This is a genomic window from Caballeronia sp. BR00000012568055 (assembly GCF_029439455.1).
In the GTDB taxonomy this organism is placed as follows: Bacteria; Pseudomonadota; Gammaproteobacteria; order Burkholderiales; family Burkholderiaceae; genus Caballeronia.
Genome location: NZ_JAQFVG010000023.1, coordinates 11,413 through 22,016, shown reverse-complemented (window position 1 = coordinate 22,016; position 10,604 = coordinate 11,413). Strand labels below are relative to the sequence as shown.

Below are 10,604 nucleotides of genomic sequence, written 5' to 3'. Positions count from 1 at the left end.
CGACTATTTGCGTGATGTGTGGAAACGCGTTGAACCGGACGCGGAACTGGTGATCTACGGCCGTATGGTGCGCGACTATGTTCCGCTGCCCAACGTGCGTTTTGCAGGATTCGCGCCCACACCAGCCCATGTTTATACCGAAGATTCCATCGCGCTGTGTCCGGCGTTTCTGGCAGGCGGCATCAAATCCAAGGTGATGGAATCGATCGCGCATGGCTGCATTCCGATCGGTAATACATTGGCCTTCGACGGTCTCGGCTTCGACGATCCCACGCTTGCGATGAACGAGACCACGTTCGAGCACTTCGTCGTCAATCCGTGGCCGCACATGGATGATGTTCTGGCGGCCGCAGCGCGCTTCGCCGCATGGTGCGAGACGGAGCACAGTCTCGAATCATTCGCAGCGTGCTGGCGCAATCTGATGGATCTTGCGCCGGAGATGGTCGATCAAGCCACACCGGCCGGCATCACTTCGCCGCAGACTGTGAGTTCATAAGGAATACGTACATATCAGCTCCATAATATAGGCGACACGGCGATTCCGGGGGTATTTATCGCTTGCCGCGAGAGAGACAAGGACGAGCAAACATGAAACCGATTGTTTTCGAAGGCCACTTTGGATGGCTGCATGCAGGAACTGAAAAGCGCGGCGTGATTTTGTGCAATACCTACGGGCACGAGCATGTCTGGACTTATCAAGGCATGCGCTATCTGGCCGATGAGTTGTCGGCGCGCGGTATCTGGGTGCTGCGTTTCGACTATCTCGGCACAGGTGATTCGGCAGGGTCCGACGGCGCACCCGATCAGTTCGATACATCGGTGAAGGATATTCATGCTGCAATCGATTATCTGAAGCAGCAAGCGGGCATCGAACATGTGACGCTATGCGGCTTTCGCGTCGGCGCTGCGTTTGCCTTAGCAGCCGCGCTGGAGAAGAGGGTCGATGACCTGGTCCTGCTGGCGCCGGTTATCAGCGGACGCACTTACATGCGCGAGCTTTCCATTGTGCGCAAGACGTGGCTCGAACAATTGTCGCCGCCGCTGCGCGCGGTTCAGCAAGAGCGTCCGCTGAACGTGTTGGGGCAGACTTATGACGATAGCTTCGTGCGCGCGCTCGAAGCGGTGGACGTGGCGTCGGGCATCGAGCGCGCAGCGGCTGCGGCTGCGCCTGCGCGACGCGCGCTCATCGTCCAAACGCGCGCCAGTACTAAAGATGCTGTGCGTGATGCTTTGATCGCACGTGGCGTTCACGTTGACACGCAAACCTTCGAAGACTTCACAAGCTTCATACAGGAACCGGCGTTTTCCGTGCTTCCAAAGCTTACGTACGATGCGGCTATCGTCTGGATGTCTAACGAACTCCAGCGTCGCGAGCCATCGAAAATGGACGCACAATGGACGCACGATCCGATCATTCCGACGCCGGAAGCGATCGAACGGCCCGTGTGTATCGGCGATGAAATGTTGTTTGGCGTGATGTGCGAACCACGCACAAGTGTCACGCGTGGACCGGTGTATTTGATTGCGAATACGTCGGCGAGCGCGCATGTGGGCGACAGCCGCTTGTCTGTGCGCGTTGCGCGTGAATTGGCTCGGCGCGGCATCGCATCGTTGCGGATCGATGCACGCGGACGAGGGGACAGCCCCTCCGCATTGCAAGATCATAGCTTCGCGAGCATCTACGATTCCATCGCCACGACCGACACGGCGAGCGCCGCGCGCTGGCTTGTACGTGAGGGCTACAAGACCGTGTACACATTCGGCATCTGCTCGGGTGCCTATCATGCGTTGAAGTCGGCTTTGATCGAGCCAAGTATCAAAGGCGTGGTCGCAGTCAATCTTCCGACCTTCAAACGCCCTGAAAACAAGGCTCCGGACGCACCGCGCGAGGCGGCCCGCAATTCCATGGCGGGCTATGCCATCTCTATGTTCGATCCCGCCAAGTGGCTAAGCATCATGCGTGGCGAAAAGAAACTCTTGCCGATGGTTCGCTTCATCATTGGCAATCTCGCGACACGTGTGCGTTGTCGTCTGATCGATGCCTTGCATCTCGATGCGTGGCGAAGCGTATCGCCCGAAAGCGCAACCGAGCCGATGCAGATGATGCGCGCGCTTGATGCCAAGGGCGTCAAGACCATCCTCGTACATGGCGCATACGATGCGAGCATGGACGTGCTGGCAGCACACTTCGGCAGCCGTGGCGCACGGTTATCACGCTTTTCGTCGGTGCGCGTCGCGGTGCTCGATCATATCGACCATGCGTTATTCAATCCAGCGAGTTCGGCCGAAGTCATCGCATTGTGTGATGCTGCAATCAGGGAACCCGAGGCGCAGGAAACGCGAAGCAAACTGCCGGTTGGTGCGCACGCGGTTTCGTAAATTAAGCGCGGTACGAAGCGCCCGTCGATGCGTTGATCGCCAACACATCGCCTTCGGGCGCGGCGTTCACATTCGAATTGCGCGCAACGAGCGGCACGCGCCGCGTGCTGCCCGGCGCAAGATGAAACCAGTCGATACCCGCATAGTAGTTGGGATCGACGATATGCACCCAGCGCGCAAATTGCACACTGGAGATGTTCAGATACCACGCATTGCCGTCGCGTTCGATCGCCACATTCAAACCGATTTCACGCCGTTCACCGATCGCCGGATCAGTTAAATGAAATGCTTCGGATAGCGAATCACCACTATGAGCGTCGCGCAAAACGACATGCGATAAGTCATGTGCTCGCGGACCGAAGCGATACGCATAGGTAATATCGAAGAACGCGCCGAGCAGGGCGGATGAGGTCACACGCTGCACACTGCGCGGCGGCAAGGCAATATCGAGTGCGCCTCCTGCCACCTTGACCGCGTCATTGCGCAAACAAGCGAGTTCCACGCGCGCCTGTATTTCACGATCCGTTTCGTTGATGAGATGAACGTCCAGACCGTCCAGACCCTCATCGGTGACGAGCACCTGCACAGGCTTGAGTACATGCGCGACGCCCTGCAATGCGCTTTTCGGCATGCCCGATACGTCGATCACGCCCCAGCCTGCACCGGGCCGTACATCGAGCAGATTCCAGATGATGCCGCCCGCACACGTCGAACCTTTTCTGCGCCACTCGGAGAAAACTGCGGTCATCACTTCGGGGACGATTGCGCGTGATAGCTCGAGATATCGTTCGGGATCCTCATAACGCAGCCGCGATACATCGACACGATAATGCGCGCGCAGATAGTGCTCGCGCACATCGTCGAAATCCCAGGCGGAACCGGGATCGCGCGGCACGCCAGTTTTCCAGCGTGGTTCATGCGCGCGCGACGCGTTGGCCACGGAACGCAGCGCGACATCATCGGGCACATTGGCAAATGCAAGACACTCGGACGCAAAGCGCACTTGCGCGCGACGCGCGTCGTCGAACGGGCGCAGATAAGCGCCGACGCCGTAATAGTGCGTGATACCGCCGCGTGTGCCGAACGGCATCGATACCGTGTCTCCTGGCGCGGCGCTCGGTGAGTTCACGACATAAGGCACGTCAGGACGCAATGACGCGATGATCGACGGAAGTTGTTCGGTGAAATGCGGCTGTTGATACGCATCGAACGGAAGGCCGAGCATGGCGGCCTGCTGATGTACCTCGCTTCCACCACACAAAACCGCAAGAGACGCGAAACGCCGTGTGCGTTCGAGAAACTGTTTCGCTTCGCGTTGAACGCTGTTTTTGAAGGCCTCGTCGTTCGGATAGTCGAAGTTTGCAAATGCGAAGTCCTGAAAAATCAGGATGCCGTATTGATCCGCAAGCTCATAGAACGTGTTGGATTCATACAGTGTGATGCCACTCACACGAATGATATTGAAGCCTGCATTGCGGCACAGCGTGAAGATCGAATCCAGTTTCTCGCGCGGTGCATCGAGCGATACGATGTCAGGCGACGTCCAGCTCGCGCCGCGCGCAAATACCGGCACGCCATTGACGACAAGCTGAAAGCCCGCACTATCCGCACCACGATCGACTTCGACCGTACGAAAACCGATCTTCCCGAGCAAGGTATCGCCGATGAATACATCGTAAAGCGCAGGCTCGCCGTGCGTGTGCGGCCACCACAGACGCACTTGCGGCACACGCAGCGTTGCAGTGGCGGTATGCGCATCGCGCCATTCGAGCGGGGCATGCACGTCATCGCATCGGAGATGCAGTGGAGCCTGTTCTTGCGCGTGATAGAAGCGCACGCTGATATCCACGAGGCCATCCGCGCCTTGCACGCGCGAAGTCATCTGCACGCGGTCGATACTGGTCTTCTCCTCACCAATCAATTCGATCGAACGCCACGGTCCCGCAGGCTGAATCGCAGGGCACCAGCCGGGCATATGTCCGAGCAAGGTCGTGCGTACGTTGCGCAGCGTCACGGGCTGCGCAAGTTTGGGCCGCCACCGTGCGCGGCCGCGTTTGGCAGCGAGCGCCGGTGCAATCGACCGGAAGCAGAGGTAAAGCATGACCGCGCCGTTCAAATCAATATCGACATCATGCGCAATGAACATCGAGTCGGAATCGAGCACTTTGCGATCATCCAGCCAAACTTCGCTGAGCGTGGCGAGCCCGTTGAAGCGCACACGCCGCTTTCCATGCACATTGATTCGGAGTCTATACCAATGATCCATCTGCGCGAACAGCTGCGCGAGCGCTTCGTCTTTCGTTCCGGCCGCTCGTAACGCAGAGGCGATCGTGCCGGGCACGGGCGCGTCGAGCCATTGCGTGATGCTGTCGAGTGAGGCGGGCGTATCGTATGCACCGGAGGGCGTGCTCACGCATTGCCAGCCGCTCGTGAGCGCGAGCGGCGCGTGCATCACCGGGACGTCATCAGCGGCGCCGTGCATGTTGCTTCCTTCGATCTGGATTGGATAATGCAAAGATAACTCAAGCCGCGCAGCGCGTGCGCGGCCTGAGTCTCAGAGAAAGCGGGCGGCGAGCGGCTCGATGGTCTTTTCGTATGCCGCTTCGATCGTATCGAGGCACTCGGTGCACTGATCGGCGCGCGAACGCATGCGTGCGCGGGCGAGGCGGAACTGCATCACCATCGCTTCGCTGGCGATGCTCTGTGCATGCGTCTGAATCTCGACGGGAACATCCGCACCTCGTTCGTTCAGCCAAGCAATATACTTCGCCAGCAATTCATAATTGAAGCCGAGCTGACGCAATACGTTGAACGTGTACAGGTGGTAATACGCCGGGTCACGTTCGAGCATGGCGCGCAAATGCTCCGGAAATTCCGCGCGCCATTGCGTGATCGGATTCGATAACGGCCGATCGAGCAGACGCAATTTCAGGAGGTCGATCGACCGCTTGACGAGTGCATCGCCTTCGAGCGGCGGGCGCGCGCGCTTGACGAATTCGACGTAAGGGAAGAGCGCCTGCACATCGCCTGCGAGGTCGGGCATCAGACGGAACACGCCCTCGTAATCTTCGCCTGATAACGCGAAATAGCCTGCGTTGTGGAAGTACGTGATGCGTTTGGCCGCCGCATCGATCGAGTCGATGCCGATGGTCGTCTTCGTATGCGTCTGCTTGTACGCCGTCGCGCGCGTATCAGGAAGATAGAACGAATCCACTTCGGCAACGACCACGTGCCCGCGTTTCACCTGCTCGCACGTATGCGCTTCGAGCGCATCATAAATCGCCAGCTCCTGAGCCTGGAGGCCGTAGAGCCGCGAAATATCATCGAGTGAAAATTTAGGGAACGTGAACTGATCGCCTTCGAACGCCTGCGTAACCGTGAAGCTCAGCGCCGCATGCGGATCGCAGGCGAAGTGATGCAGCAGTTCGATCCACAGATCGACATAGCAATTCGTCTCGATCCACACGCGCTCGCCGCGATGCAGGACGGAGCGGCTTGCTTCGTCCTGTCCGACGGAGTCCGAAGCATCTGCCGGCGTGCGCGCGTTCATGCGTGCTTGCCCAGATCCGCGAGGCCCGCATCGATCAGCGGTTTGGCATCGCCCCACAGCAGTTGACGCACACTTTCCGGCCACGCGTTCACATCGAGACCATGATGACGGAACAGCCCGAGCACGGTGCGCTCCATGCCGAAGCCCACGCATGCGGTATGCGCGACATCGTCATTGGATTGCTTGATGTGCCACAGCTCACCGAAGTGGTCCATGTGATAGTTGAACGAGAGGCACGCAGTCGGTCGGTCGGGCGTTGCAACCGGCACCAGCAGTTCGAACTTCAGTTCCTGCGCGCGTTGGCTGTCGGCCACGATCTTGCCGCCGCGACCGAAGAACGGATCGTTGGCAAGATCGATTTCGAACGGCAAATCAAGCAGCTTCACGAGCAGCGAACCGCGTTCGATCCACTTCTGACGGAACGCCATCACTTGCTCAGGACTGCCAACGCGAATATATTCGCGCATGCGGAAAAGTTGCATCCGGCCCGGATCGATGGACGGTTCGTGACGGAAACAATACGAGAACACGTCGAAGATCGCGCCATCGGCAGCGAGCTTGCCGCGCTTGGCAACCAGCGGATAGATCGGATAGCACGCCGCCGGCGTCAGCACCAGACGCGTGGGCTTTTGCTGATCCATCCATTCATCCGAACGCTCTTCTTCTTCGCCGATATGCACGATCTTGTCGAGCGCTTCGAGCAGACGATGATGTCCACGATCATTGCCCTGGAACGAATGAATCGTGCCGGCAAGGTTCGGAAAGCTCTTCAGGTACTCGCTGTCTTCGAAATCGCGGCGGCGCATGGCAGGCGGAAAGCGCAGCGATTCCGCTTGCTGATCTGCACCGAGAATGGTGATGACCGCGTTCAGACGCTCGACCACATCTTCGAATACGGCGCTGCGGCCATACAGACCGTCTTCGCCCGTATCGATCAGAATGCCTGCTTCCATCAGGCGGTCACGCAAGGTGAGGTCGGAGCCGCTGTACGGCGCAGCGCTGGATTGTGATTGTGCTTCGGCCGGCATCATTGCGGCCTGTTCGGTCGGCATATTCATAGTAGTTATAGGGTTCCGGTTGCAGTGCGTTGCGCGAGCAGCAGATTGGCCGTGTTCAGTTCGATACGGTCATTGCTGATCATGAGCGGTGCTGAATGAAGATCGCGCAAATGACGGCCTACGCTGAACGGTGTGTCGTTCTTGTAGCCGGCCATGCCGCAGATCATCAGCGTTTCCTGCACGACATGCACGGCCGCTTGCGAGATCGCGAGCTTGAGCATGTTGAGGTCCGCATTGACACCGATCGATGCCGTCAGCGGCGCATCGTTGTCGTCGCTATTGCGCATCTGGCGCGCGGCGCGTTCGGCGCTCGCGGCTTCGACATTCGCCAGCGATTCGCGCAGGCGTGCCTGCATCATCTTGATGGTGGTGACGGTTTCCGCGAGGCGTGCAGCCGAAGGCGGCAAAGCGCCCGGCTTGCCGCGTGCCTGATTGCGGAAGAACTGATGTGCGCGATTCACCGCATCGCTCGCGATGCCGCACCATACCGAAGACCATAAGGTATGCGAAACAGGCAGCATGCTTTCGTCAGCGATTTTCGAGAACGGGTCGGGCAGGATTTGATCGGCCGTGCCCTTGGCAACGAGACGATGGCCTTCGCTGCACGTGCCGCGCATGCCGAGCGTATCCCACGTGCCGCGCGGTTCAAGCGTGAGCGTATCGCGCGGTGCGACGATCAACACCTGATCGGACGCGGGTGCATCGGGATGGCGGCGAGCCGTCACCAGAATGCAGTCGGAATACAGGCCGTACGAGATAGTCGGCGCAAGCTTCTCGATGCTGAAGGCGTTATCGATAAGATCGACCGCGCACGCGCTCGTGCGCATATTGCCGCCGATGTTTTCTTCCGACGTCGCCGATGCCAGCAGCAATTGCTCACTCACCATACGCGCCAGAAACGCGCGTTGCCATGCCACGTTCACACCGTGATTGACGATGCAAACCACCTGGCTCTGATGCATCGCATAGATCATCGCCGACGAAGCGCAGCCTTGCGCGAGCGCTTCGCATAAACGCGCGACGCCAGTGAGCGGCAAGCCATCGCCGCCATGTTCACGCGGAATCATCGCGGAGAACAGGCGCTCGGCACGCATCGCATCGACTGCTTCGGCGGGGAAGCGCGCTTCGCGATCGACTGCATCGGCATGCTTGGCGGCGATAACGGCAACGCGGCGCGCGGCTTCGAGCAGTTCGCTTTCGGTGCGTGCCGAAACGACGCATTCAGCCGCGTCCAGCTCCTGCACCGGGGCGTTCATGCGTCCGCCTGCGAACGGCGCAGCTCTTCCACGGCAGCAGCGAGCGAGTCGATGCTGGAGAACAAGCGGCGCGTGAGCATGTGATCGGGAATCTCAACACCGAACTCGTCTTCGATCGCCAGCATCACGTGAACGGTCGCCAGCGACGACAGCCCTGCGGCGTAGAGATCGTCGCTGTCGGACAGCGAGTCGATGGGGGTATCGAGCCTCGCGGACTCGGCAAGGATACGGCGCAATTCAGTTTTCATTTTCTCAGGGTTCCTTGTACCTGGCCAACGATGCGACGCTTAAGACACGACAGTCATGCTGCCTCGGAGGTCGTGTTCAAAGCGCGTGTTCAAAGCGGCGCAAACAGGCGGTGGTGTTTATTCGCCGCATGGATCGAACATCCATTCAGGCCCTCGCACTCACCGTCGAGGTTGTTTGATCGTATTTAACGAATTTGCAGGCCAGGCCGTCCGTGCGATGGCGCACGGTGGTCCTTCGATCAGTGATGCGCTTGGTGTGCTACCTCGCCCACGGATTGATAAGAAAAATTGCTTCAGACTGGCGTCCGACTTGACGCCGCATCCTCGGAAACAAGCTGGAACGTCATGCCTTGCAATTTTTATGCTCGAAACGCAAGGTATTTGAAACCTCATCGATTAAAGGTACTGCAATTGGTTCTGCTCAGTCTGTTGCTCGTGTTCGCGGCGCTGTTCATCGTATGGCGCAAACATCGGCTAGCGATTTTCTTAGTGGCAGGTACGGTGTTCTGGCTGCTTGGCAGTTGGCTTGCGGGGCCGGTCGTGCGGCTCGCTCAGATTGGCTACGATACACCGCATCCGCCTAAGCTGGCGCCTCGCACGGCCATTATTGTCTTAGGCGGTGGCACAGAGTACAGGGGCGAAAAATTACTCGTTCCCAAAGGCGATTCGATGACGCGTATCGAACTGGCCGCGGCCACTTACAAGCGTTGCGAAGCGGCCAACGAGCTTTGCACGGTCGTTATGAGCGGTGGCAACCCGCAGAATCATGAAGAATCCGAAGCCGATCTCTATGGCAGCCTGCTGGTTGCGTCAGGCGTCAAACGTTCCGATCTGATCCTCGAAAACAAGAGTCTCGATACCTACGAGAACGCGCGCAATACGTACAAAATCCTGCGCAATCTTCAATACGATACGAGCGTGCTGATTACCTCGTCGCTGCACATGCACCGCGCGCTGCTTGCTTTCGATGCCTTCGATCTTCATCCGCAGCCGGCCGTCGCGTTCGTGCGCAACCCGAAATCGTGGTGGGTTCCGCATCCGGAAGGGTGGATCGATTCGAACAGCGCGCTTCACGAGATCTTGGGCGTGGCGCGCTTTTATGTCTGGCGGTGGTTCGGGTTGTATTGAGGCTTAGAAATTTCTTAGCGATTTTTTAGTAGCTCTTTAGCGATTCTTTAGCGCGCACGAAATCTGCTGATCGACGCACCACGAAGCGGTGCCTGACGTCGAACCTTTTGCTCAACGAGGCAAACTATGAAGATCAGCAGACTGGCTGTGGCGCTTGCGGTATCGATCGGCGCATTGGGCGTCAGCGCGATGGCGCAAGCAGGCGGAAATGGTAATGGCGGCTCGGGCGGCGGAAATGCGCACGGCGCAGCTACGGCAGGACAAACGATGGGCGGCGACAATACATCCGCGCCGAATAGCACGCACAAGGGCGGCTTTCACTTCAAGCACAAGAAAAAAGCCAAGCCGGCGACGACGCAATAAGCCGACTAAAGCGCTTAAGGCTGAAAAAGCCTTAAGCGTCGATATCGTCAGTGCCTAAGCGCGAGAAGATCTCGCAGACGGCACGCAATTCCGCGTCGTCGCGAATGCTCACGACTACGCGCGTCAATCCACCACCGAAGGCAGCAAGGCTTTCGCCTTCTTCACGATCCAGCACGGGAAGAATGTCGTCGTCGGATGCTTCGAATCCCAGGCGGTAATCGTGCTCCTCGGCGGTGATCCATTGAGTCGGCGCGCCGGTACTCATATTCATGCACGTGTGGAAGTCGGCGAAACCGGTCATGTCTGCCACGCGCACGCGGTCGCCGGCAATACCTTCCGCTCTCAAATCTTCCAACGCTTCATCCAGCCTGCGGGAGCCGAAAAATGCTCCGGTTACTTCACGCATCATTACTTTGTCTCCTTGCCACGGTCGTGCAAATGCTTAGCCAAAGATTCATTTAAAACTTCATGAAGCCAATCAAATGCAGATTCACTGCGCCATAGGCATGCTGTCAAGCAATGCCTGACGCGGGTAAACCACGATATATCGGCTAACCGCAGACGGCTCGCAGTGCGCGAGAAGATGGCGAACCCAACGGATGCGAACGGGATTCACGAGCCT

General features: G+C 58.6%; 10 protein-coding genes. 4 read left to right on the top strand and 6 right to left on the bottom strand.

Translation table 11 applies throughout. The annotated features are described in order from the left end of the window. Nucleotides 1–496: hypothetical protein (locus P7F28_RS02485; RefSeq protein ID WP_277182857.1), on the top strand; the 496-nt coding region annotated here is incomplete at its 5' end. A 92-nt stretch (nucleotides 497–588) separates the two neighbouring features. Beyond that, nucleotides 589–2,379: an alpha/beta fold hydrolase gene (locus tag P7F28_RS02480; protein WP_277182856.1), complete on the top strand. Its 1,791-nt coding sequence runs from the start codon at nucleotides 589–591 to the stop codon at nucleotides 2,377–2,379. Between the two features lies 1 nt (nucleotide 2,380). Here P7F28_RS02480 and P7F28_RS02475 read toward each other — a convergent pair whose 3' ends face one another. The 5 genes from P7F28_RS02475 to P7F28_RS02455 all read right to left on the bottom strand — a co-directional run bounded on the left by P7F28_RS02475 (nucleotide 2,381) and on the right by P7F28_RS02455 (nucleotide 8,491). Then, nucleotides 2,381–4,861: a glycoside hydrolase family 2 protein gene (locus P7F28_RS02475; protein WP_277182855.1), complete on the bottom strand. Its 2,481-nt coding sequence runs from the start codon at nucleotides 4,859–4,861 to the stop codon at nucleotides 2,381–2,383. Between the two features lie 72 nt (nucleotides 4,862–4,933). Then, on the bottom strand, nucleotides 4,934–5,929 hold the full coding sequence (locus tag P7F28_RS02470; protein ID WP_277182854.1) for a DUF1839 family protein: 996 nt from the start codon (nucleotides 5,927–5,929) through the stop codon (nucleotides 4,934–4,936). Continuing rightward, complete coding sequence (locus P7F28_RS02465; protein ID WP_277182853.1) at nucleotides 5,926–6,987, bottom strand: amino acid--[acyl-carrier-protein] ligase; 1,062 nt, start codon at nucleotides 6,985–6,987, stop codon at nucleotides 5,926–5,928. Before P7F28_RS02465 ends, P7F28_RS02470 begins: the two co-directional genes overlap by 4 nt. A 5-nt stretch (nucleotides 6,988–6,992) precedes the next feature. Beyond that, a complete protein-coding gene (locus P7F28_RS02460) occupies nucleotides 6,993–8,243 on the bottom strand; it encodes an acyl-CoA dehydrogenase family protein (RefSeq protein ID WP_277182852.1) in 1,251 nt (416 codons plus the stop codon). After that, on the bottom strand, nucleotides 8,240–8,491 hold the full coding sequence (locus P7F28_RS02455) for an acyl carrier protein (RefSeq protein WP_277182851.1): 252 nt from the start codon (nucleotides 8,489–8,491) through the stop codon (nucleotides 8,240–8,242). The genes P7F28_RS02460 and P7F28_RS02455 overlap by 4 nt, the downstream gene beginning before the upstream one ends. 411 nt (nucleotides 8,492–8,902) lie before the next feature. Between P7F28_RS02455 and P7F28_RS02450 the strand changes: the two genes are divergently transcribed. Together P7F28_RS02450 and P7F28_RS02445 are read left to right on the top strand one after the other, a co-directional pair. Then, a complete protein-coding gene (locus P7F28_RS02450; RefSeq protein WP_277182850.1) occupies nucleotides 8,903–9,619 on the top strand; it encodes a YdcF family protein in 717 nt (238 codons plus the stop codon). 126 nt (nucleotides 9,620–9,745) lie between these two features. Next, nucleotides 9,746–9,982, top strand: a complete 237-nt coding sequence (locus P7F28_RS02445; RefSeq protein ID WP_277182849.1) for a hypothetical protein — start codon at nucleotides 9,746–9,748, stop codon at nucleotides 9,980–9,982. 31 nt (nucleotides 9,983–10,013) lie between these two features. Here P7F28_RS02445 and P7F28_RS02440 read toward each other — a convergent pair whose 3' ends face one another. Continuing rightward, entirely contained in the window at nucleotides 10,014–10,391 is a 378-nt protein-coding gene (locus P7F28_RS02440; RefSeq protein WP_277182848.1) for a hypothetical protein, read from the bottom strand. Nucleotides 10,392–10,604: the final 213 nt, after the last annotated feature.

What these genes read in the sequence shown, in the direction of transcription:
- P7F28_RS02480 (WP_277182856.1), top strand. Translation starts at nt 589, where the DNA reads ATGAAACCGATTGTTTTCGAAGGCCACTTTGGATGGCTGCATGCAGGA.
- P7F28_RS02475 (WP_277182855.1), bottom strand. Translation starts at nt 4,861, where the DNA reads ATGCACGGCGCCGCTGATGACGTCCCGGTGATGCACGCGCCGCTCGCG.
- P7F28_RS02470 (WP_277182854.1), bottom strand. Translation starts at nt 5,929, where the DNA reads ATGAACGCGCGCACGCCGGCAGATGCTTCGGACTCCGTCGGACAGGAC.
- P7F28_RS02465 (WP_277182853.1), bottom strand. Translation starts at nt 6,987, where the DNA reads ATGAATATGCCGACCGAACAGGCCGCAATGATGCCGGCCGAAGCACAA.
- P7F28_RS02460 (WP_277182852.1), bottom strand. Translation starts at nt 8,243, where the DNA reads ATGAACGCCCCGGTGCAGGAGCTGGACGCGGCTGAATGCGTCGTTTCG.
- P7F28_RS02455 (WP_277182851.1), bottom strand. Translation starts at nt 8,491, where the DNA reads ATGAAAACTGAATTGCGCCGTATCCTTGCCGAGTCCGCGAGGCTCGAT.
- P7F28_RS02445 (WP_277182849.1), top strand. Translation starts at nt 9,746, where the DNA reads ATGAAGATCAGCAGACTGGCTGTGGCGCTTGCGGTATCGATCGGCGCA.
- P7F28_RS02440 (WP_277182848.1), bottom strand. Translation starts at nt 10,391, where the DNA reads ATGATGCGTGAAGTAACCGGAGCATTTTTCGGCTCCCGCAGGCTGGAT.